Origin of the sequence: Caulobacter sp. FWC26, assembly GCF_002742645.2 — a bacterium.
Classification (GTDB): domain Bacteria; phylum Pseudomonadota; class Alphaproteobacteria; order Caulobacterales; family Caulobacteraceae; genus Caulobacter.
Genome location: NZ_CP033875.1, coordinates 1,126,127 through 1,147,293 on the forward strand (window position 1 = coordinate 1,126,127; position 21,167 = coordinate 1,147,293).

Consider the following 21,167-nt stretch of genomic DNA (forward strand, 5'->3'; position numbering starts at 1 on the left):
CTGATCCCTCCCAGGAAAGAACAAAGCCTGGGAGGGCGTCTTGCAAACTTCAATGGTCGCGCCGGTGATGGCGCTGGTGGCGTGGTCGCTGGTGATCTGGGTCTGGATGTATGTCCAACGGATCCCCGCGATGCAGAAGGCCGGGATCAAGCCGCAGGACGCTCGGTTTCCGGGCTCGCTGGACAAGCTGCCCGACGCTGCCCGTCAGGCGGCCGACAACTACAACCACCTGATGGAGCAGCCGACCATCTTCTACGCCGCAGCGCTGGCGATCGAGGTGGCCGGCCACGCCGACGGCATGGCCGTGCATTTCGCCTGGGTCTATGTCGGCCTGCGGGTGGTTCACAGCCTGGTGCAGACCACGGTCAATCTGGTGGCGCTGCGGTTCCTGGTCTTCGTGCTGTCGACCGGCGTCCTGGCGGCGATGGTCATCCGCGAGCTGATGAAGCTGTTCTAGAAAATCCGTGTCATCCCGGCCGTAGCGCGTAGCGCGGAGAGCCGGGACCCCAGGGGCGGCGGGCGCTGCGCGGTTGCAACCCCTGGGTCCCGGATCGGCCCTGCGGGCCGTCCGGGATGACACGTGTTTTTACTAAGGCCCGCCCTGCGCCTAGTTGGCGTCCAGCCCAATATCCAGAACCGGCGCCGAGTGCGTCAGCGCCCCGACGCTGATCACGTCCACGCCGGTCTCGGCGATGGCCCGCACGGTCGTGAGGTTCACCCCGCCGGAAGCCTCCAGCACCGCCCGGTTCTTGGCCAGGGCTACGGCGGCGCGCAGGTCGGCGAGGCTGAAATTGTCCAGCATCACCACGTCGGGACCGTGCTTGAGGGCCTCTTCCAGTTGGTCGAGACCGTCGACCTCGACCTCGACCTTGACGAGGTGGCCGGCGTGGGTCCGGGCGCGGCGCACCGCCTCGCCGACCCCGCCGCAGGCGGCGACGTGGTTGTCCTTGATCAGGATCGCGTCATCCAGGCCAAAGCGGTGGTTGACCCCACCGCCGCAGCGTACCGCGTACTTCTCCAGCGCCCGCAGGCCTGGGGTGGTCTTGCGGGTGTCGACGATGGTGGCGCCCGTGCCTTCGACCAGGCGCACATAGGCCCGCGTCAGGGTGGCGATGCCAGACATCCGGCCCAGCAGGTTGAGCCCCGTGCGCTCGGCGATCAGCACGGCGCGGGCGTTTCCTTCCGCGCGGGCCAGAACCGCGCCCGGCGTGACGTCGGCGCCGTCGGGCGTGACCACTTCGAAGGTGGCGGTCGGGTCCACCGCCGCCAGCGCCAGCCGCGCGCAAGACAGTCCTGAAACGCGCCCGTCTTGGCGGCTGACCCAGGCGACCGACAGTCGCGCGTCCGCGTCGATGCAGGCCTGCCCGGTGATGTCTCCCGCACGGCCCAGATCCTCGGCGAGGGCCAGGTCGACGATCGGGCGGACGAGCAGGTCGGGCAGGGGGCTCAAGTCAACGGCAGCCATTGGGTTTCCTTCAGGGGCGCGCCGGCGCCCGAAAGCAGAGCTTGGGTGAGGGTGCGGGTGGCGCGGCGGACCTCGACCCCTGCGGCCTCGGGATCGGCCGAGGCGGCCACCCGAAGCACGCCCTGAACGAAGGCGCCGAACAGCAGGTGGGCCAGGGCCGGGACGACATCGGGCTCGATCAGGCGCTTGTCGGCCAGATGTCCCAGGGCGTGGGCGATCAGCCCCACGCCGACCGGCTCCTGCAGAGCGATCCAGCCGTCGACGCCCAGCACGGTCAGGCCATCCACCAGCAGCAGGCGGCGGGCGTCGGGCGCGTCATAGGCGTCGTAGAGGCGGTCCGCGCCAATGACGATCTCGTCCAGGTGATGGCTGGACTGGCCCATGCTGGCGGTCTCGACCCGGTCGCGGACATCGGCCAGCACCGCCTCGCACGCCGCTCGGAACAGGTCGGTCTTGTCCTTGAACTGATAGTAGACCGCCCCCTTTGTCAGGCCGGCGGCGGCGGCGATGTCGTCGACCGAGACACCTTCGAAGCCGCGCTCGGCGAACATGGCGCGCGCCTGCGCGATCAGGCGCTGACGGTTGGTGAGCGGGGAATGGCTTGACGTCATACTCACGGTATGATCCTCATACTCTCGGTATGACAAGCGCCAAGGCGCGCGAAATCCGGGGAGATGGCGACATGAAGATCTCGACGCCCGCCATGGTGGCGGCGACCTTTGTGGCGGGCTTGGCGGTCGGCGCGCTCGGCTTCGCGACGGGCGGGGGCTGGACTCTGGACGGCGCCCTGATGGCCACGCGCCTGACGGCCCGCTTCGCCTTTCCGATCTTTCTGTTGGCCTGGACAGCGTCGGCCTGGGCGACGCTGGTTCCGGGCGGCTGGCGCACGGCGTTGCTGCGCCGGCGTCGCGCGGTGGGGCTGTCCTTCGCCGCCGCCCACGGCGCGCATCTGGTGTTCATCCTGATCACGCTGCGCATCTTCGGGCATGAGGCGCCGATGATCACCGTCTATGCGGGGGGCTTTGTCTATCTGATGGTCGCCGCCATGGCCGCGACGTCCCATGACGCTGCGGTGCGCTGGCTGGGCCGCTCGCGCTGGAAGGCCCTGCACACGGTGGGCGGGCTGGCGATCCTGCTGGTCTTCACCAACAGCTATGTGGGGCGGCTCAAGTCCATGCCGATGCTGGCGATCCCGGCCCTTGGCCTGATCCTGCTGGCGATCGGCGTGAAGCTGGCCGCCTGGCGGAGCCGGCGCGGCCGAGCGGTTCAGGCCGCCTGAACGGACGGCGCAGGAAGGGTTCAAGCCGCCCGCCGGCGCAGCGCTCCGGCGGCCTCCAGCGTCACGAAGGTTCGCACAGCCTCGCCGCTGGCCGGGAAGTCAGAGCGATAGTGCCCGCCCCGGCTTTCACGCCGGGCGAGGGCGGCGTCGACGATCAGGCGCGCGGCGACCACGGTCGGGCAGGGACCGTGCGCGGCCTCCAGCGCCTCGACCTGGGTGAGCAGGCGGGTCAGGCCCCAAGCGTCGCGGATCACGCCCGCGTCGCGGCTCATCGCCTGTCGCAAGCCCTGCAGGGCGGCCTCGGGCAGGTCGGGCAGGGGGGCGAGGCTGACCGGCTCTTGGCCTGCCGCACCTTCGGTCGCCGCTGCGCGACCGGCGCGGGCCCCGAAGACGGCCGCTTCCAAGAGGCTGTTGGACGCCAGCCGATTCGCGCCCTGGACGCCGGTCGAGGCGCATTCGCCGGCGGCGTACAGGCCAGCCAGACTAGCGCGGCCGTCAAGATCGGTGGCCACTCCGCCCATGTGATAGTGGACAGCGGGCGTGACCGGGATCATCGCTTGGCGCGGATCGACGCCGGCGCTCATGCAAGCCTCGAACACAGCCGGGAATTCGTGCGGGAAGTGCTCGCCCACGGCCTGTGTGGCGTCGAGGAATGCGCCGCGACCGGCCGCGCGCTCGGCGTGGATCGCACGGGCCACCACGTCGCGCGGCGCCAGTTCCTTGGCCGGGTGATAATCGGCCATGAAGGCGCGACCGTCGATATTGCGCAGGATCGCGCCCTCGCCGCGCAGGGCCTCGGTGGCCAGGGGGGCGGGATCGCGGCCGATGTCGATGGCGGTGGGGTGGAACTGCACGAACTCCGGATCGGCGATCATCGCACCGGCCAGCGCGGCCAGGCCCAGACCCTCGCCGCGCACCTGGGCGGGCGTGGTGGTCACGGCGTAGAGGCCGCCGACGCCGCCGGTCGCAAGGATAACGCTGGGGCTGCGGATCTCGACCAAGGCGCCGTCGATCTCGGCAAGCACGCCAACCACGCGGCCGGTGGCGTCTTGCAACAAGCGGCGGGCTCGGGCGCCTTCACGGATGTTGATCGTCGCCGTCGCGCGCACCGCCGCCACGACGGCGGCCATGATCGCCGCGCCGGCCCCGTCGCCGCCGACCCGGGCGACGCGAGCCTTGGCGTGGGCGGCTTCCAGGCTGAGGACGAAGCTGTCGTCCGGCTTGCGGTCGAACGGCGCGCCGAGGGCGGCGAGGTCGCGGACAGCCCGGGGGCCTTCGGTAGTCAGGAGCTCGACGGCTTTGGGATCACACAGACCCGCTCCGGCGGCGATGGTGTCGGCGGCGTGCAGCACGGGAGAGTCTTCCGCCGACAGCGCTGCGGCCATCCCGCCCTGAGCCCAGGCGCTGGAGCAGCCGGTCGCCAGCGGCGTGGGCGACAGCACCAGCGCCGTCTTCGCGGCGAGCGCGGCGGTGAGGCCAGCCAGACCTGCCCCGAGGATGACGGGGCCGTTGAAGATGATGCGTTCGATCATTTCACTCTCCACTCCCCACCCCCTTGCGGGGAGGGGTTGGGGTGGGGGTGTCGGCGCTGACCTTGAAGGTCACAGCTCACACCCCCATCCGACCGCTGCGCGGCCACCTTCCCCGCAAGGAGGAAGGAAGCCACCCGTCAAATCAGCTCCACATCCACATGGTGCTTGGCCTTCACCAGGTCGTAACGCGCCGGCACGGCCGGCGGGGGCAGGTCGATCATGCGCTGCACGGCCAGGCGCGCGCGGTCGAGGATGTCGGCGTCGACCGTGACCTCATACTGCTCGTGCACGAGGGCGTCGTAGATGTTCTGCAGCGTGATCCGCTTCATGTGCGGGCACATGTTGCAGGGGCCGATGAACTGGGTGGCCGGGCTTTCGGCCTGGACGTTGCTGGCCATCGAGCATTCGGTGATCAGCACCACCTGGGCCGGCTTCTTGGCGGCGACATAGTCGTTCATCGCCGCCGTGGAGCCGGCGAAGTCGGCGGCTTCCAGGATCTCGGCGGGGCATTCGGGGTGAGCCAGCACCTCGGCGCCCGGCCAGGCCGCGCGCATGTCGGCGATGTCCTGGGCGGTGAAACGTTTGTGCACCTCGCAGTGACCGGCCCAGGCGATGATCTTGACGTCCGTCTGGCGCGCGACGTTGCGGGCCAGGAACTCGTCGGGGATCAGGATGACCTTGTCGGTCCCCCATTCCTTGGCGGCCCACTCGACCACCTGCACGGCGTTGGCGCTGGTGCAGCAGATGTCGGTCTCGGCCTTCACGTCGGCGGTGGTGTTGACATAGGTCACGACCGGCACGCCCGGATAGCGCTGCTTGATCAGCCGCACATCGGCGCCGGTGATCGAGGACGCCAGCGAGCAGCCGGCCTTGAGGTCCGGGATCAGGATCTTTTTCTGCGGCGACAGGACCTTGCTGGTCTCGGCCATGAAGTGGACGCCGGCCTGGACGATGATCTGGGCGTCGCTCTTGGCGGCTTCCTTGGCCAGCGCCAGGCTGTCGCCCACGAAGTCGCCCACGCCGTGGAAGATGTCCGGCGTCATGTAGTTGTGAGCCAGGATCGCGGCGTTCTTCTCGCGCTTGAGGCGGTTGATCTCGACGATCAGCGGGGCCTGGACGCGCCACTCCATCGGGGTGACGTGATGCTTGACCTTCTCCCAGATCGACGCGGTCTGCGCCTCGATCTCGGCGGTGAATTCCCCCTTGAACGCGTGGGGGGCGGCGAAGCCGTCAGCCATCTGATCCTCCGTTATGCTCAAAGTGAGCATTACCAGGGCCTCAAAAAACGCCGGGACCGTCTCGGGCGTTCCGATCAGGATCCGGCGTCGGGGTTATGCTAAAAATGAGCATAACTGACGAGCGACACATATAGCGTCTGCTCGGCGGAAAGCAAACGGGCTTCTTGGCCGAGCTGACCGCATTTTCCGCTCAAGAGCGCCGCGGGGAGGGGAGGTGAAAGAATTCTTCGCTCCAGGCTGACTAAGTATAGCTAGGTGCGAGAAAAATTCCTTACAGGCGCGTAATGTGGAAGAAAAATCTCTCAATACGTCCTGGTTCGCGAGAAACGTGCATCCACATCGCGATGTAGCGCCGGGAAAAGCTGAGCTATCCAATGAAGTATAAGATTTTGGCGCATCGTTTCTCGATGTGAGCGGCGCGCGATCGATATTTGATCTATATCAATAATATTTGGAAATTACGGCTAGCGGATCGGTCTATCAATATTAAGTGGAATTAATCATGTGACTTTAATGAGACAGGAATTTTTCATCCCGTTTCATCGCTGTGATGTTTGTTGACCTAATTTAGATTCAGTCCGTAGCTCCGGCCGTCTGGCTCCACTTCGAGAGCCTGGGGGCGCACACCAGTTGGTGCGTGGAAATGCTGGGGAGTAACAACCTTGAATACGAACTCGATCCGGAGGCGACTGTTCGCTTCCACCATGATCTGCGGCGTGGCCCTGCTGGCCGCCGGTCAAGTCGCCGCGCAGACTGCGCCGACCGGCCAGAACGCTGAACAGACGCAAGTCGAGGAAGTTGTCGTTACCGGTTCGCTGTTCCGCCGCACCGATACAGAGACCCCGTCGCCGGTCACCGTGCTGACGTCGGAAAACCTGGCGCGCGCGGGTATCGCGACCGCTGCGGACGCCATTCGCTCCATTTCCGCCGACGGCGCGGGCTCGATCGGCACCGGCTTCCAGACGGGCTTCTCGGCCGGTGGTTCGGCCGTTTCACTGCGCGGCCTGGGCGTCTCGTCGACCCTCGTGCTGGTTGACGGCCTGCGCTCAACCAACTTCCCGATCAACGACGACGGCCATAACGCCTATGTCGACCTGAACTCGATCCCGTTCAGCCTGATCGAACGCATCGAAGTGCTGAAAGATGGCGCTTCGTCGTCTTACGGCGCCGACGCCATCGGCGGCGTGGTGAACCTGAAGCTGAAGAAGCAGTTTGTCGGCGTCAAAGGCAGCATGGAAGCCGGCGAAAGTGATCGTGGCGACGCCGAACATCGTCGCGCCGATATCACGCTGGGTTATGGTGACTACGCCGAAACCGGCTGGAACGTGTACGTCAACGCCGAGTACCAGACCAACGGCCGGGTCTCGAACCACAGCCGTGGCTTCCCCTACAACACTCAGGACCTGAGCTCGATCGGCGGCCTGGACAACAATACGGCCGACCAATCGCTGACCACCGCAACGCCGAACGCCGTCGTGACGCGCGTCAGCCAGTCGGACCTGAACAACCCCCTGTCGGGCAAGGCCGGTTCGCCACTGACCACCTCGTACCAGTCGCTGAACCTGAACTGCGCCAACGGCACCTTCACCCAGACGTCGGCCTCGGCCAATGGCACTGGCTGCCGGTGGAACCTCGTCGACTCCTATCGCCAGATCGCGCCGAAGCAAAAGCGCTACGCCTTCAACGGCCGCCTGAGCTTCCGCCTGAACGAAAACGTCGAGGGCTACGCGACCGGCAGCTACTCGAAGAGCTACGTCAACATCAAGGGTCTGCCAGCCGCTATCCGGAACACCCAGCCCTTCGGCGGCGCGCCCGCCCTGGCCTCGTCGAACCCCGGCATCGTCCTGCCGGTGTGGATCTGCCCGGCGGGCGTCAATTGTTCGACCGCTCCGGACCGTCGTTTGAACCCGAACAACCCGTTCGCGGCGGCCTTCGCAGCTGACCCGGCCAACGGCGCTGCGCGGATCTACTACCTGTTCGGCGACATCCCTGGCGGCAGCGAGCGTGATAACGAGGTCATCCGCGGCACGATCGGCTTCAACGGTTCGTTCGGCGATGACTGGAACTGGCGTGTGGAAGCCGTCGGCGCTCGCGACAATCTGAAGCTGACCCAGCACGGGCTGATCAACATCGCCAGTCTGATGACGGCGATCAACACCGGCTCGTACAACTTCGTCGATCCGACGCAGAACAGCGCCGCCGTGCGGAACGCGATTTCGCCGGACAAGATCACGCCGTCGCACTCGTCGCTGATGGCGATCGACGCCTCGATCACCAAGCGGCTGTTCGCCCTGCCGGGCGGGGACGCCCAGTTGGCCGTCGGCGTCCAGGCGCGCAAGGAAGTCCTGGAAAACAACAACCAGAACGCCCGTCTCGACACCTATGGCCTGACAACGGCTTCGGCCTTCGGCAAGCACACGGTCAAGGCCGCCTTCTTCGAAATCGCCGCGCCGGTCCACGACACGCTCGAACTGAACCTGTCTGGCCGCTATGACGACTATTCGGAAGGCTTCAGCCACTTCTCGCCGAAGTTCGGCGCGAAGTTCACCCCGATGAAGCAACTGGCGTTCCGCGGCACCTACTCCAAGGGCTTCCGCGCGCCGACCTTTGCTGAATCGGGCCCGCGCTCGCAATACGCCGGCTTCGTGACCACCACCCCGCCGGCGGCGTTCCAGGCTGCTCACGGTGGTTCGACCAACCCTTACTCGCAGGCCTACAGCTTGGGTCGCGGCGTCGCGGGCTCCCCGAACCTGAAGCCGGAGAAGTCGCGTAGCTTCACGCTGGGCGCCATCGTCGAGCCGACCCGGTGGTTGAGCCTCACGGTCGACTACTACAACGTGAAAAAGTCCGACCTGATCGTCGCCGGTCCGGACGTGTCGAAGGCCGTGGCGGCCTACTATGCGGCCGGCAACCAGACTGCGGGTTGCGCGGCGGTGGCCGCCGTGGGCGCTGGCTACTCGTGTAACGTCGTCGATGCGCCGGACCCGTTGTTCCCGACGGCGCAGCCGCGCGTGCTGATCATCAACGTTCCCTACGTCAACGCGAACTACGCGGCCACGGCGGGCGTGGATTTCTCGGCCACCGGCAAGTTCAATCTGACCGACGACATCAAGCTGACCAGCCGCGTCGAAGTCACCCACCTGCTCAAGTACGACCTGCACACGGCCACGGAAGTGCAGAAGTACGCTGGCACGCTGGGCCCGTACGACCTGTCGTCGGGTAACGGCACGCCGGACTGGAAGGGCAATTGGCAGAACACGCTGGCTTTCGGTGACAAGTATACCCTGTCGGCCACGGCCTACTATGTGGGTAGCATCAAGTCTGTCGCGGCCGACACCAACGGCAGCACCGATTGCGTCGCGGGCAACCCTTACGCCACCGGCAATGCCGCTGTCGCCAGCAAGTTCTGCACGATCAAGAAGTTCATCAACGTGGACATGAACGCCACGGCGCAGATCAAGGACGGCGTGCAACTCTACGCCAATGTCGGCAACGTCTTCGACAAGAAGGCGCCGATCGCGCCGGGGGCTTACGCTTCGGCTCCGAACTTCCTGACCACCTTCCACTACGCCGGTCTGATCGGCCGTACGTTCAAGGTGGGTGTGCGTTTCGAATACTAGACCAAACCGCCCATGGGTGCGTTGAAGGGCCGGCTCCGAAAGGGGCCGGCCCTTCTTCTTTGCGCGTCAAACGGCCGGCGTGTGCTCGAGCGGCTTCAAGTCTGGAGCGACCCAGCCGCGGCGCGCCTGCGGCGTGAACAGGCGCTCGCGAGACCAGTGGCTCAAGGGCCAGTCCTTGTCGCCCAGCGGCGTCGCCAGCAAACGGCGCGCGGCCTCGGCGTCGTCCAGTCCGGGCGGCAGAGCGGCGGCGAAGGCGCGGATCGCGGCCAGGTAGGCCTGGGTGATGGTCTCGTGATAGCCGCTCTGGTCGTCGTTCACCCCGCCGACCGCGACATTGTAGGTCCGGATGATGGCCGGCAGGTCGCGCTCAAGGCCCGCGTCGCGGGTGCGGACCAGCCGCAGGGTCGCTATCAGGTGGGCGGCGTGGGTCCACTCGGCCTTGGGCAGGGTGTGATCCAGCAGACGCTCGGCGAGGGCGGCGATCTCGGCGTTGGAGTAGGCAGGCATGGCGGCGATGTTAGAGGCCGCGCTTGCCGATCGGCCAGCGCCTTTCGTCGAGCCGCACCTCGATATCGGCGATCCTGGGCAGATCCTCGGCGATCCATTCGGTCAGGCGCTGATAGTGTGACAGAAAGCGGTCGAGCGCGGCGGCGTCCATGGTCCGGCCAGCGTCTCGGCCTTCCGCGGTCAGGCGCGCCCGCAACCTCGTCTCCTGCTCGCCGCGCCAGGCGCGAACCGTCTCGAAGTCCGGCGCGGTCAGCAGCACCAGGCGGTCCAGCCTCGCGAACAGGGGGCGATAGGCGTCTGCCAGAGCTGTGTTGGCGAAGGCGCGCCAGACGCCGAGCGGGTCTTCGTCGGCCTCCAGGGCGTTGACCGGCGCGACGAGGGCGCTCGGGGCCTGCGGACGGGCGCCCACGCACCAGCCCTCCAGCAGCACGACATCAGCGGGGCCTTCAAACACCGGCCACGTCACCGGTGGCGCGGGATCGTCGGCGGCCTTGTCGAAGCGGGGCAGGGCGACAGCGCCGGGGCGCCCCAGCGCATCCAACAGCGCCAGGCCCATCGCCGGATCGTGCGTGCCCGGAACCCCCGCGTCTGGAGCAGGGGATGAACGGTGCGCGCCAGGCGCTCACGAGCCTCGCGCGGCAGATAGAGGTCGTCGATCGACAGGTTGGCGGTCCGCAGGCCCTGGGTCTTCAGAAGCTGCGTCAGCAACAGCGTCAGGGTCGATTTGCCGGCGCCCTGGGGGCCGCAAATCCCGACCACCAGGGGCGTACGCCCGCGCGTCCGGGCCCAGTCGCCGACACGGCGCGCCAGGGGCAGATGAAGGCTCCGGGCCAGATCGGCGAAGCGGGGCGGCAGCCCCTCGTCGCCCATGAACGCGGCGAGCAGGGCGGTTTCTTCGCCCGACGGCGCGCTCATCAGAGCGGGTTCGTCCATCGCACCGCGTCTGGCAGTGGCAAGGAGGCCTCGAAGATCAGGCCGTCGACCTGGAAATCGAAGCGGGCTTCGCCCTTCTGCTCGCGGCGGATCGAGCTTTCGATCAGCCGGGTGCCAAAGCCCGGCGTCGTGGGCGGTGTCACCGGCGGACCGCCCACGTCGCGCCAGACAAAGCTCAGCGTGTCGGTCAGCGGATCGCGGCGCCAGGTCAGTTCGACACGTCCGTTCGGGGCCGACAGCGCCCCGTACTTGGCGCTGTTGGTGGCCAGTTCGTGGAACACCATCGACAGGCCGACGGCCGTGTGCGGGGCCAGGGCCACGGCGGGGCCTGAGCGGTCCACCCGATCGACATGGGCGCCAAGGCTGGCCTCGATCAGGGCGGCCATGTCGGCCTCGCGCCAGCCGGTGCGGGTCAGAAGATCGTGAGCGCCGGACAGGGCGACCAGGCGCTCGGTGAAGACGTTCAGCGGCGCGCCCTCGGTCTTGGCGAAGGTCTGGCGGGCGAGGGCCTGAACCGTGGCCAGGGTGTTCTTCACCCGGTGGTTCAGTTCGTTGATCATGACACCCTGGCGCTCCTCGCGGGCCTGCAGCTCCTGAGAGGCGGTGCGCAGGGCGTCATGGACCGCGGCGATCTCCTCGAGGCTGTCGCCCGGCGCCGGCGGCAGGGGCTCTCCGCGCCCGATGGCCGAGGCGTCATGGACCAGGCGGCGCATGTCCTGATTGATGCGTCCTGAATAGACCAGGGCCAGCCAGATCCCCAGCCCCAGCAGCAGCAGGAACACGCCCGTCCCCACCGCCACCGCGCGGTTGACGGTGCTGGCCAGCTCGTCGCGCGGGATGGCCACCACCAGCGTCCAGCCCGTCTGCGGCGAGCGGGTATAGGCCACCATGGTGGGCACGCCCTCTAGGGAAACGCTCTTGTTCACCCCTTCGGTGGAGCGGCGGAGGTTCTCCTCCATGTCCTTGGACGCCAGGGCGCCGGTGAATTTGTCGTTCAGGCGCGAGCGGGCGATGACGCGCCGCTTGTTGTCGAGCAGCGTGGCCACCCAGCGGTCGGGCACGCGCTGCTGACGGAAGACCGAGGTGAAGGAGGCGGAGTCGACCACATAGGACAGAACGTAGAACTGACCCTGAACCGTGATCGGCGTGCCGACGGTGATGACGGGTTTGCCGGCTACGGGGCCTTCCAGAAGGTCAGAGACCTTGCTGCGCCCCGCTGCGTAGGCTCGGGCCTCGTCTGGCATGCGCTTGATGCGAGGCAGAGGGCTGCCGTAGGGCACGCGCGTGTTCAGCACCTGCTGACCGTTGGCGTCGGCGACCACGATCCAGCCCGATCGGTTGTGCATGGCCCGCAGCGCGCGGGCGTGGAATGCGGCCCAGTCGCCGTTGATTAGCGCCTGGTCGGTGGCCAGGGTCTCGGCCACCGAGATTCCCGTCGCGGCCTGACGATCGACGGCGCCGCTCAGGGCGCGGGCGGTGGTGACGAGCTGCTGATAGAGCTGTCCGCGCGACTCGCGGTCCGCCCGGGCCAGAAGGAAGCCCATCGACAGCAGGGCTGGAACCAGCAGACTGATGGTCAGCAGCACCAAGCGGCCGCGCACCGAGTTGGCGCGTCGTCGCTGGCCGTCTTTCGCCCTTTCGAGCCCTGGCATTCCTGGCGCCCGCCGCGACGAGAGCGCCGTGCCGCTCTCCGGGTCTGTATAGCCGAGCGTGCAGGGGCTCGCGTCCGAAAAATCAGGAGCTTGGGTTAATGCGCGGCGGGTTTGGCTGCGCGGCCAGGTATCCCTCTCCCCGTTTTGTGCGTTATGAGACGCGTATGAAAGCGTTGCCCAACATCCTGACCAGCTCGCGCCTTGTCATGGCGCTGTTCATGTTCGTGGCCCTGGCCGCCGCCGCCGGCGCCGTGCCGTATGTTAGCGAACAGCTGACGGCCGAGAGCCAGCTGCGCCTGGAGCGTTGGGCCTTCTACGCCTTCGCCGTCGCCGCGATCACCGACTTCTTCGACGGCTGGCTCGCGCGCAAGCTGGACGCTGTGAGCGTCTGGGGCGCGATTCTCGACCCGATCGGCGACAAGATCCTGGTCTGCGGCGCGCTGCTGGGGCTGATGGCCCTGGGTCCCAATCCGATGGTCGTACTGCCGGCCGGCCTGATCCTGTTCCGGGAGTTCACGGTCAGCGCCCTGCGCGAGGTCGGCGCCAGCAAGGGCGTCAAGCTGCCGGTCACCCTGCTGGCCAAGTGGAAGACCACCCTGCAACTGGTGGCGATCGGCGCCGAGATGATCCTAGCCTCGTGGGCGGCCTTCGGCCTGCCGCAGGAGCCCGGCCTAGTGGGCGGGTTCACGCTGTTCGCCCACGGCCTGCTGTGGCTGGCCACCGTGGTGACCCTGGTCACTGGCGCGCAATACTGGGAAGCGGCCCGCAAGGCGCTGGCTTAGCGCGCGAAGCGCGTCAGCCATGGGGTGAGTGCGGGGGGGACTCCACGTGGTTGCTCACCCGCCCACCGCTTCGCCTCGACCCTTCCCTCTTCCTTTGGAAGACGGGTTCAGAACACCACTGAACCCGTTTAGTTCTCGCCCGTTTCCCGATGGCGTAGCTTCGGGGAACCCCTTTCGTGACATTGCAGCAGAGCCTTGCCTTCGCGCTGATCGGCGCGACCGTGATCGCCTTTATCTGGGGGCGCTGGCGCTATGATCTGATCGCCCTCGGAGCCCTGGCTGTCGGCATGGCGCTGGGCTTGATCCCGGTAAAGGCGGCGTTCGAGGGCTTCGCCAACGACATCGTGATCATCATCGCCAGCGCTCTGGTGCTGTCGGCGGCGGTCGCGCGCAGCGGTTTCGTCGACATGGTCATGGCGCCGCTGCTGCCCAAGCTGAAGGACGAGCGCAGCCAAGTGCCCGTTCTGGCCGGCGCGACGGCCGTGCTGTCGATGGCCACTAAGAACGTCGGGGCGCTGGCCCTGATGATCCCCAGCGCCTTGCAGATCGCCAAGCGTACCGGCGTGCCGCCCGGACGCCTGCTGATGCCGATGGCGTTCGGCTCGCTGGTGGGCGGCCTGGCGGTTCTGGTCGGCACCTCGCCTAACATCATCGTGTCGGAGGTGCGTCAGGAGGCCCTGGGCCAGCCCTTCAAGATGTTCGACTTCCTGCCGGTCGGCGGGATCCTGACCCTGATCGCCATCGCCTATCTGGCTGTCGGCTATCGTCTGCTGCCGCGCTCGCGCCAGGCCGCGATCGATGTCGACGCGGCCCTGGCCGCCAAGGCCTATGTGACCGAAGTCGCCGTCCCTGACGACTGGACCTTCCAGGCTGATACGGTGGGCGCGCTGAAGAGGGCCGCCGACGGCGCGGTGTCGGTCGTGGCCATCCTGCGCGGCCGCAAGCGTCTGGAGTCGCCGCACGCCAACGCCAAGATCCATCCCGGCGACATCCTGCTGCTGGAAGGCGAGCAGCAAGAGCTCAACCAACTGATCGTCGCGGCCAAGCTGCGGCTCAGCGACGCCGACCGCCCTGTGGCGATGAGCGAACCGACCGACGAGGTGCGCGTGGTCGAGGCCGTGATCGGCGGCGAGAGCGATCTGATCGGCGAATCCGCCCGCAGCCTGACCCTCAGCCACGTCCATGGCGTCAATCTGCTGGGCGTGTCGCGCAGCGGTCATCGGCTGGCGGGGCGCCTGGCGACGATCCGCCTGCGGGCGGGCGACATCCTTGTCCTGCAGGGCGGCGAGCATTCTCTGCCCAACGCCCTGCAGGCGCTGGGTCTGCTGCCGCTGGCCGAACGCGAGGTGCGTCTGGGCGGTGTGCGTCACGCCCTGTTGCCAGTGATCATCCTGGCCGTGGCCATGACCCTGGTCGCCACAGGCGTCGTGCCGGTGGCGGCGGGCTTCTTCGGGGCGGCCGTCCTGGTCGTCGCCACGGGCGCGCTGCGGATGCGCGAGGCCTATGCCGCGCTGGAGCCGCCGGTGCTGGTGCTGGTCGCGGCGCTGATCCCGGTCAGCGATACGGTGCAGAAGACCGGCGGCGCCGATCTGATCGCGGCCTGGCTGTCGGGGGCGTTCCACGGCCTGCCGCCGCTCGTCACCCTGACGGCGATGATGGCGGTGGCCATGGCCGCCACGCCGTTCCTGAACAACGCCGCTACCGTGCTGATCGCCGCCCCGATCGGCATGGGCGTGGCCCAGCGCCTGGGCCTGTCGCCCGATCCGTTCCTGATGGCCGTGGCGGTGGGGGCAGGATGCGACTTCCTGACCCCCGTGGGCCACCAATGCAACACCCTGGTGCTCGGACCGGGCGGCTATCGCTTTGGTGACTATGCGCGCCTCGGCGCGCCGCTGACGATCCTGATCCTGTTGATCGCGCCGTGGCTGATCGCGTGGATCTGGCCGTTCACGGGGTAGGCGCGTTACTCGTCCGATGGGGCGTCGCGAGGCTCGACCACCGCCGGGTCGCTGGGGCCGAACAGCAGCCAGGCGTCGTCGCCGGGCTCGCCGTTTTCTTCCCGCTCGGCTCGCATCATCGAGGCCAGCCAACTCGCGCCGGTCATTCGCAGAACCATCGTCGTCTCCTTCGCGATGATGCACTTGAGAATGAATTGCAAATATGAGTCTGGCAAGGCCCTTAAGGTGTCGGAACGCGCCGGCCGTTCAGCGCGGCAGGGAAATATTCTCGATAGAATTCGCGATCTGGAGAAATGAGTAAAAAGACCTGCGACGGTATTTCCCTTGATATCTCCAGAAATTTCGTATTTATGGTCGCATCGAATTCGCTGCCGCTCGGCCTGCTATTCCTTGCTCCTGGATCAGGAGCGCCGGACGCGCCTACCGAACTTCCAACGAAATTTGATCGTCGACCGGGCGTTCCGGACGACGAACACCTATGCCTACAAGGAACATCCCCATGGCGACTGGAACCGTGAAGTGGTTCAACTCCACCAAGGGCTTCGGCTTCATCCAACCCGACAACGGCGGTTCGGACATCTTCGTCCACATCTCGGCCGTTGAACGTTCGGGTCTGGGTTCGCTGAACGAAGGCCAAAAGATCTCGTACGAGCCCGAAGTCGACCGCCGCAGCGGCAAGACCTCGGCCGGCCAGCTGCAAGCGGCCTAAAGCCCGCAGCGAGCCAACAGGTTCGAAAAGACGACAGGCCGGCGCTTGCGCCGGCCTGTTTTCGTTTGGGTCATTCCCTCGCACGACCGGGGGGGCTAATCATCGTCCAGCCTTTTCGGAGACGCTTTCCATGCGGGCCTTTCGCCTCCTGGCCGCCCTGATACTGGCGTTCGCTTTGTCGGCCTGCGGGACCGTGTCGCGCGAGGCTTTTACGGCCCAGGACCTGGGCGCCGTGGCGCCGCAAGGACTCTCCGATGTGCGGTTCAGCGCCGCCGACCCCGTCGCCAGCCTCAAGTTCGCGCAGGACGTCCATCGCCACACCGCCGGCCGCAAGGTCAATGTGCTGGCGATCTCGGGCGGCGGCTCGAACGGCGCCTATGGGGCCGGGATTCTGGTGGGCTGGACGGAGGCGGGGAACCGCCCCGACTTCGATATCGTCACCGGCGTCTCCACTGGCGCTCTGACCGCGCCTTTCGCCTTTCTGGGCAAGGATTGGGATCGCCGCCTGACCGAAGCCTACACCAGCGAAGCGGCGGACCGAATTCTGGAGAGGCGGGGCCTGGACCTGTTCTTCACGGCCAGCATCTTCCGCAACAACGCCCTGCGTGACCTCGTGGCCAAGTATGTCGACCCGCCGCTGCTCTATGCGGTGGCCATCGAGCACGCCAAGGGCAGGCGCTTGATGATCGCCACCACAAACCTCGACACCGAACAGGCGATGATCTGGGACATGGGCGCGATCGCCTCGCGCGGCGACGCGGCGGCCCTGCGGCTGTTCCGCGAGGTGCTGGTCGCGTCAGCCAGCATTCCGGGCGTCTTCCCGCCCAGCCTGATCGAGGTGGAAGGGCCCAATCGCACGCTCTCGGAGATGCATGTCGACGGCAGCGTCACCACGCCGTTCTTCGTCGCGCCCGAGACCCTGTTGCTGTCAATCCTGCCCGGCCAGGACCAGAGCGGGCCCGGCGAGGTGTCGGTGATCGTCAACGGCCAGATCGACGGCGGCTTCGGCTTCACCAAGGGCGACGCCCTGTCGATCGTGGGCCGCTCCTGGATCGCCATGAACAAGGCCCAGATGCGTACCCACCTCACCGCCAACGCCGCTTTCACGCGGCGCAACGGCGGGGTGTTTCGCTACACCGCCATCCCCGATGACGCCAAGGGCGACTTCTCGGGCCTGGATTTCGCGTCGGAAGGCCGGCGGGCGCTGTTCAAGCTGGGCTACGACCTCGGCAAGTCCGGCGCGGCCTGGGTCAAGCCGACCGACCCGACGAGCGAGGCCAAGTCCGCCGATCGCGCGTCTTGATCCGAGGCTGCGGGGGCCGCTAAGCCGCGTGAACACTGTTCGGTCGGGCGGGTGTTAACCGCGCGTCAAGATGCGGGGTTGCGCCAAACCGACTCCGTCTCTACACGGGCGCCTTAACCTGCAAGATGGTCGACAGCGGGCGCGCGGATGTGCGCGACCGTGTCTTTGCGCGAGTTAGCCATGCCCAAGAGAACAGACATCTCCTCGATCCTGATCATCGGCGCGGGGCCGATCGTCATCGGTCAGGCCTGCGAGTTCGACTATTCGGGCGTCCAGGCCTGTAAGGCGCTGCGCGCCGAGGGCTACCGGATCATCCTGGTCAACTCGAACCCCGCCACGATCATGACCGATCCGGACGTGGCCGACGCGACCTATATCGAGCCGATCACCCCGGAGATGGTCGCCAAGATCATCGAGAAGGAGCGCCCCGACGCGCTCTTGCCGACCATGGGCGGCCAGACGGCTTTGAACACCGCGCTGGCCCTGGAAGAGCAGGGCGTGCTGGCCAAGTTCGGCGTCGAGATGATCGGCGCCAAGGCCGAGGTCATCGACAAGGCCGAGGACCGCCAGAAGTTCCGCGACGCCATGGACAAGCTGGGCCTGGAATCGCCCCGCTCGCGCGCCTGCCACACGCTGGAAGAGGCCATGGAAGGCCTGGAGTTCGTCGGCCTGCCGGCGATCATCCGCCCGTCCTTCACCCTGGCCGGCACCGGCGGCGGCATCGCCTACAATGTCGAGGAATTCAAAGAGATCGTCGAGCGCGGCCTCGACCTCTCGCCGACCACCGAGGTGCTGGTCGAAGAGAGCGTCCTGGGCTGGAAGGAGTACGAGATGGAGGTCGTCCGCGATAAGGCGGACAACTGCATCATCGTCTGCTCGATCGAGAACATCGACCCGATGGGCGTCCACACCGGCGACTCGATCACCGTCGCCCCGGCCCTGACCCTGACGGACAAGGAATACCAGTGGATGCGCGCGGCCTCGATCGCCGTGCTGCGCGAGATCGGCGTGGAGACCGGCGGCTCGAACGTGCAGTTCGCCGTCAATCCGAAGGACGGCCGCATGGTCGTCATCGAGATGAACCCGCGCGTGTCGCGTTCGTCCGCCCTGGCCTCGAAGGCCACCGGCTTCCCGATCGCCAAGGTCGCCGCGCGCCTGGCCGTCGGCTACACCCTGGATGAGCTGAAGAACGACATCACCGGCGGCGCGACCCCGGCCTCGTTCGAGCCCAGCATCGACTATGTCGTCACCAAGATCCCGCGCTTCGCCTTCGAGAAGTATCCGGGTTCGGAGCCGCTGCTGACCACGGCCATGAAGTCGGTCGGCGAGGTCATGGCCATCGGCCGCACCTTCAAGGAAAGCGTCCAGAAAGCCCTGCGCGGCCTGGAGACCGGCCTGGTCGGCTTCGACGAGGTGCTGATCGACGGCGCCGATGATCCCGACAACGGCAAGGCCGCGGTGATCCGCGCGCTCGGCACGCCCACGCCCGACCGTCTGCGTGTCATCGCCCAGGCCTTCCGCCACGGCCTGACCGTGGAAGAGGTCAACGCCGCCTGCTCCTACGAGCCCTGGTTCCTGCGCCAGATCGCCGAGATCGTCCGCCAGGAAGGCTGGGTGAAGGCCGGCGGCCTGCCGAAGACCGCGCAAGGCTTCCGCGAGTTGAAGGCGCAAGGCTTCTCGGACGCGCGTCTGGCCAAGCTGACCGGTTCGACCGAGAAGGCCGTGCGCGCCGCGCGTCAGGCCCTGAACGTGCGCCCGGTGTTCAAGCGCATCGACAGCTGCGCCGGCGAGTTCCTGGCCTCCACGCCCTACATGTACTCGACCTACGAGTTCGGCGCCCTGGGCCAGGTCCCCGAGTGCGAGAGCGACCCGTCGGCGGCCAAGAAGGCCGTGATCCTGGGCGGTGGTCCCAACCGGATCGGCCAGGGCATCGAGTTCGACTACTGCTGCTGCCATGCGGCGTTTGCGCTGGACCAGATCGGCGTGGAGTCGATCATGGTCAACTGCAACCCCGAGACCGTCTCGACCGACTACGACACCTCCGACCGCCTGTACTTCGAGCCGCTGACGGCCGAGGACGTGCTGGAGCTGCTCCACGTTGAAATGAGCAAGGGCGAGCTGGCCGGCGTCATCGTGCAGTTCGGCGGCCAGACCCCGCTGAAGCTGGCCCACGCCCTGGAAGAGGCCGGCGTGCCGATCCTGGGCACCAGCCCCGACGCCATCGACCTGGCCGAGGATCGCGAACGCTTCCAGCAGCTGCTGAACGGCCTCAACATCGCCCAGCCGGAAAACGCCATCGCCCGCAGCTGGGACGAAGCCCGCGCGGAAGGCGAGAAGATCGGCTTCCCGTTCGTGATGCGTCCGTCCTACGTGCTGGGCGGCCGCGGCATGGAGATCATCCGTGATCACGAGGCCATGGAGCGCTACATCGCCGGCGCCGGCGAGATATCGCTCGAGCACCCGATCCTGCTGGACCACTATCTGAGCCGCGCCACGGAAGTCGACGTCGACGCCCTGTGCGACGGCAAGGACGTGTTCGTGGCCGGCGTGCTGGAGCACATCGAGGAAGCCGGCGTCCACTCGGGCGACTCGGCGTGCTCGATGCCGCCCTTCTCGCTGAAGGCCGAAACCGTCGAGGAGCTGAAGCGCCAGACGGTGCAGATGGCCCTGGCGCTGAATGTGCGCGGCCTGATGAACGTGCAGTTCGCCATCGAGGAGCCGCACAGCGACGCCCCGCGCATCTATGTGCTGGAAGTGAACCCGCGCGCCTCGCGCACCGTGCCGTTCGTCGCCAAGACGATTGGACAGCCCGTCGCCGCCATCGCCGCCAAGATCATGGCCGGCGAGACGCTCGCCAGCTTTGGTCTCAAGGACGTTCCCTACGACCACATCGCGGTCAAGGAAGCGGTCTTCCCGTTCGCCCGCTTCGCCGGCGTCGACACGGTGCTGGGCCCGGAAATGCGCTCGACCGGCGAAGTCATGGGCCTGGATTGGAAGCGCGACGGCGAGGCCGACATGGGCCCGGCCTTCGCCCGCGCCTTCGCCAAGAGCCAGCTGGGCGGCGGCGTGAAGCTGCCGACCAAGGGCACGGCTTTCGTCTCGGTCAAGGAAAGCGACAAGCCCTGGATCGTGGAGCCGGTGAAGCTGCTGCAGGCGGCCGGCTTCAAGGTGCTGTCGACCGAGGGCACGCAAGCCTATCTGGCGGCCCAAGGGGTCCAGGTCGAGCACGTGAAGAAGGTGCTCGAGGGCCGTCCGCACATCGTCGACGTGATGAAGAACGGCGGCGTGCAGCTGGTGTTCAACACCACCGAAGGCAAGCAGGCCCTGGAAGACAGCTTCGAGATCCGCCGCACGGCCCTGATGATGAAGGTGCCGTACTACACGACCTCGGCGGGCGCCCTGGCCGCCGCCCAGGCCATCGCCGGCGCCCCGGCCGAGGCCCTGGACGTGCGTCCGCTGCAGAGTTACGCGGCGGAGTAGGTCGGCAGCGCCCCCTCCGTCACGGCGCTTCGCACCGCGCCACCTCCCCCGCCATGCGGGTGAGGAGGAAACCCATCCTCCCCCGTATAACGGGGGAGGGGGACCGCGAAGCGGTGGAGGGGGCGCTTTCGCTCACTCCACCCGTACCCCGTTCTTCACCGCATAACACCGCCGCCGGCCCAGCTCCGTGCCGCAGAAGCCGGGCTCCATCGTGCCCTGGTGCAGCATCACGTACGGGTCACGCCGGCACTGGAACCATTCGTGCTGAAAGCTCAGATGGTCGATGTCGCGGTGGAACACCGGCTGCTGGTCCACCGTGTAGAACCGCGCCATGGCGGTGAGGCCGCCGAAGCTGCCCCGGCCATTGACGAGGCCGCAGATGCGGCCCGTGCGGGTGGACCATACCGCGCCGAGTTCCAGCGGGCTGGACTGCTGCAAGCGCGCTTCGAGATTGGCGTGGATGATCCGCCAGTTGGTTCGGGCCAGCGGCGCGTAGCGCGCGGCTTGCGCCGGGGAGGGCGGCGGCAGGTCGGCGTTCTCACGCTCGAACTTCGCGAGGTCGACGCCGGTGAGCACCATCGCGCCCATCGCGCCCAGCGCGCCGAACACGGCGATCGTCGACATGAGCAGCGCCGCCGCCGAAGCGCGCGTGCGTCGGGCGCCAAAATCTGAAATGGCCATGACCTGTACCTCTCCCTCGGAGGGGAGA

The 21,167-nt window shown here is 67.3% G+C and carries 16 protein-coding genes and 1 pseudogene; 8 read left to right on the plus strand and 9 right to left on the minus strand.

Annotated elements, in window-relative coordinates; all coding sequences use genetic code 11:
- Positions 1-40: 40 nt before the first annotated feature.
- The gene (locus CSW63_RS06865; RefSeq protein ID WP_062095749.1) at positions 41-457 is read left to right on the plus strand and encodes an MAPEG family protein; all 417 of its coding nucleotides are present in this window, start codon (positions 41-43) and stop codon (positions 455-457) included.
- Positions 458-607: 150 nt separating this feature from the next.
- On the opposite strand, the gene nadC is transcribed toward CSW63_RS06865, so the two are convergent.
- Positions 608-1,465, minus strand: a complete 858-nt coding sequence (gene nadC, locus CSW63_RS06870; protein ID WP_099503865.1) for a carboxylating nicotinate-nucleotide diphosphorylase — start codon at positions 1,463-1,465, stop codon at positions 608-610.
- The gene (locus CSW63_RS06875; protein ID WP_062095747.1) at positions 1,447-2,076 is read right to left on the minus strand and encodes a TetR/AcrR family transcriptional regulator; all 630 of its coding nucleotides are present in this window, start codon (positions 2,074-2,076) and stop codon (positions 1,447-1,449) included. The genes nadC and CSW63_RS06875 overlap by 19 nt, the downstream gene beginning before the upstream one ends.
- A 71-nt stretch (positions 2,077-2,147) precedes the next feature.
- On the opposite strand from CSW63_RS06875, the gene CSW63_RS06880 reads away from it, so the two are divergent.
- The gene (locus CSW63_RS06880; RefSeq protein ID WP_062095745.1) at positions 2,148-2,744 is read left to right on the plus strand and encodes a hypothetical protein; all 597 of its coding nucleotides are present in this window, start codon (positions 2,148-2,150) and stop codon (positions 2,742-2,744) included.
- A 20-nt stretch (positions 2,745-2,764) separates the two neighbouring features.
- On the opposite strand, the gene CSW63_RS06885 is transcribed toward CSW63_RS06880, so the two are convergent.
- On the minus strand, positions 2,765-4,276 hold the full coding sequence (locus CSW63_RS06885; RefSeq protein WP_062095743.1) for an L-aspartate oxidase: 1,512 nt from the start codon (positions 4,274-4,276) through the stop codon (positions 2,765-2,767).
- A 137-nt stretch (positions 4,277-4,413) separates the two neighbouring features.
- A complete protein-coding gene (nadA, locus tag CSW63_RS06890; protein ID WP_168193619.1) occupies positions 4,414-5,514 on the minus strand; it encodes a quinolinate synthase NadA in 1,101 nt (366 codons plus the stop codon).
- A 704-nt stretch (positions 5,515-6,218) separates the two neighbouring features.
- Here nadA and CSW63_RS06895 point away from each other — a divergent pair.
- The gene (locus tag CSW63_RS06895) at positions 6,219-9,134 is read left to right on the plus strand and encodes a TonB-dependent receptor domain-containing protein (protein WP_062095739.1); all 2,916 of its coding nucleotides are present in this window, start codon (positions 6,219-6,221) and stop codon (positions 9,132-9,134) included.
- A 66-nt stretch (positions 9,135-9,200) separates the two neighbouring features.
- Here the strand turns inward: CSW63_RS06895 and CSW63_RS06900 are convergent, their stop codons facing one another.
- From CSW63_RS06900 to CSW63_RS06910, 3 genes and pseudogenes are all read right to left on the minus strand, one after another.
- The gene (locus CSW63_RS06900; RefSeq protein WP_062095737.1) at positions 9,201-9,641 is read right to left on the minus strand and encodes a hypothetical protein; all 441 of its coding nucleotides are present in this window, start codon (positions 9,639-9,641) and stop codon (positions 9,201-9,203) included.
- 10 nt (positions 9,642-9,651) lie between these two features.
- A pseudogene (locus CSW63_RS06905) lies at positions 9,652-10,556 on the minus strand (kinase).
- Complete coding sequence (locus tag CSW63_RS06910; protein WP_099503860.1) at positions 10,556-12,226, minus strand: sensor histidine kinase; 1,671 nt, start codon at positions 12,224-12,226, stop codon at positions 10,556-10,558. The pseudogene CSW63_RS06905 and the gene CSW63_RS06910 overlap by 1 nt, the downstream one beginning before the upstream one ends.
- A 164-nt stretch (positions 12,227-12,390) precedes the next feature.
- On the opposite strand from CSW63_RS06910, the gene pgsA reads away from it, so the two are divergent.
- Positions 12,391-13,008, plus strand: coding sequence for a CDP-diacylglycerol--glycerol-3-phosphate 3-phosphatidyltransferase (gene pgsA, locus CSW63_RS06915; RefSeq protein WP_062095733.1), 618 nt, complete (start codon positions 12,391-12,393; stop codon positions 13,006-13,008).
- 176 nt (positions 13,009-13,184) lie between these two features.
- A complete protein-coding gene (locus tag CSW63_RS06920) occupies positions 13,185-14,966 on the plus strand; it encodes an SLC13 family permease (protein ID WP_062095730.1) in 1,782 nt (593 codons plus the stop codon).
- A 5-nt stretch (positions 14,967-14,971) separates the two neighbouring features.
- Here CSW63_RS06920 and CSW63_RS23335 read toward each other — a convergent pair whose 3' ends face one another.
- Positions 14,972-15,124, minus strand: coding sequence for a hypothetical protein (locus CSW63_RS23335; RefSeq protein WP_156447764.1), 153 nt, complete (start codon positions 15,122-15,124; stop codon positions 14,972-14,974).
- A gap of 341 nt (positions 15,125-15,465) precedes the next feature.
- Between CSW63_RS23335 and CSW63_RS06925 the strand changes: the two genes are divergently transcribed.
- The 3 genes from CSW63_RS06925 to carB all read left to right on the plus strand — a co-directional run bounded on the left by CSW63_RS06925 (position 15,466) and on the right by carB (position 20,458).
- Positions 15,466-15,675 (plus strand): cold-shock protein, encoded by a 210-nt coding sequence (locus tag CSW63_RS06925; protein ID WP_062095728.1) that lies wholly within the window; start codon positions 15,466-15,468, stop codon positions 15,673-15,675.
- A 130-nt stretch (positions 15,676-15,805) separates the two neighbouring features.
- The gene (locus CSW63_RS06930) at positions 15,806-16,978 is read left to right on the plus strand and encodes a patatin-like phospholipase family protein (RefSeq protein WP_099503858.1); all 1,173 of its coding nucleotides are present in this window, start codon (positions 15,806-15,808) and stop codon (positions 16,976-16,978) included.
- Between the two features lie 180 nt (positions 16,979-17,158).
- Positions 17,159-20,458, plus strand: coding sequence for a carbamoyl-phosphate synthase large subunit (carB, locus tag CSW63_RS06935; RefSeq protein WP_062095724.1), 3,300 nt, complete (start codon positions 17,159-17,161; stop codon positions 20,456-20,458).
- A gap of 132 nt (positions 20,459-20,590) precedes the next feature.
- Here carB and CSW63_RS06940 read toward each other — a convergent pair whose 3' ends face one another.
- Positions 20,591-21,139, minus strand: coding sequence for a hypothetical protein (locus CSW63_RS06940; RefSeq protein WP_062095722.1), 549 nt, complete (start codon positions 21,137-21,139; stop codon positions 20,591-20,593).
- Positions 21,140-21,167: the final 28 nt, after the last annotated feature.